The following is a 1,273-nucleotide window of genomic DNA, read 5'->3' as shown; positions in this document are numbered from 1 at the left end:
GGCCTGCTAGTAACCGTTGCCATAGGCAACTAGTGACCGCTGGCAAAGCCAGCTAGTAACCGTTGCCATAGGCAACTAGTGACCGCTGGCAAAGCCAGCTAGTGACCGTTGCCCTAGCAACTAGTGACCGCTGGCAAGGCCTGCTAGTGACCGTTGCCCTAGCAACTAGTGACCGCTGGCAAAGCCAGCTAGTGACCTGCCACCGGCGGCACCGCCAAAGTAATCTTCTCATTCAACGACATCGCCAAATTGTTGTCGTAATAGGCCGCTTCGTTGATAAAGCTCGGATACACCGTCGTATCGCCCTGATAGGTCAGCTCTTTGCCGTCAAAGAGTTTGAAGATAGGCTCGCCCGGTTCGATGGCTTTAAAGTCCTGATCCTGCACGCGACTGTGCACCATACCCAGCCGCTCGCCCTGCTCATTCAGAGGCAACTTGATGCTGTGCAGGTAGCGGTAGGCTTCCACTTCCGACGGTAAAGCCGGCAACGCCTGACGGTTGTACAAATCGGCAAAATCCAGAATGTGCTGGGTCATGCTGTGCATCTGTTCCAGCACATCCTGACGCAGCACCGACTGCGGCTGTGGCCCCACTTCCACAATCACGCCATAGCGCCCTGTGGTGCAAAGCAGTTTGTGATCTTCGGCCGGTAGCAGGTCTTCATCGCAGCTGATGACGGCTTCTGGCATCTTCATCTTAACGTAAGCCGCCAGTTGATTGTAGAAATCGCCAGCCTGAGTCAGGATCAGCACCGGCCCCATGTTGCTGGTGGTGTTGTGCAGGTCGATCACCAAATCCACTTTCGGGTTGCCTTTAGGGCCGAGCACCGCATCAATCACTTTGGCCCGGCTTTGCTCGTAATTGCTGAGGGCCGGGTTGTCCAGATCTTCCCGGCGAAACTGACGATTGAGATCGGCATCCAGGTAGCGCTTGTTGGCCCGGTAGGCCTCTGGATTGGCAAAAAGCGTCCAGGCGTGGAAGCTTTGACGCTGCAATAACTCGGGGTGACGCTGGTAGTGGCGGATCAGATAAATACCGGAGAATTCATTGCCGTGTGTGCCACCGACCACGGCGACTTGCTGGATAGCTGCCATAGCTTGCTCCCTAAAAAACGATGCAATCAGTATGTCGTAAATGGGCGGGCAAAAAAACCGAAAAGTTATACCGAAGAAGAATTAGGGCGTGTTGACCTTTGCTGTTTAGGTTTTGTTCGCTCTGGCGGCGCTTTGATCGCGAAACGAGGAGCGCAGTTTAGTGATTCTAAATAAGTGAC

The 1,273-nt window shown here is 54.3% G+C and carries 1 protein-coding gene; it reads right to left on the bottom strand.

The features are described 5' to 3' along the window. Positions 1-188 precede the first annotated feature (188 nt). Positions 189-1,094 carry an aspartoacylase gene (locus Q3O59_RS15845; RefSeq protein ID WP_305946498.1) on the bottom strand — a complete coding sequence of 302 codons (906 nt, stop codon included), beginning with the start codon at positions 1,092-1,094 and terminating at the stop codon, positions 189-191. Positions 1,095-1,273 lie beyond the last annotated feature (179 nt).

The sequence above is a fragment of the Alkalimonas delamerensis genome, from assembly GCF_030717955.1.
GTDB lineage: Bacteria > Pseudomonadota > Gammaproteobacteria > Enterobacterales > Alteromonadaceae > Alkalimonas > Alkalimonas delamerensis.
Note: the sequence above shows the minus strand (reverse complement) of the source record. Positions and strands in the feature narration are given on the sequence as shown.

What these genes read in the sequence shown, in the direction of transcription:
- Q3O59_RS15845 (WP_305946498.1), bottom strand. Translation starts at nt 1,094, where the DNA reads ATGGCAGCTATCCAGCAAGTCGCCGTGGTCGGTGGCACACACGGCAAT.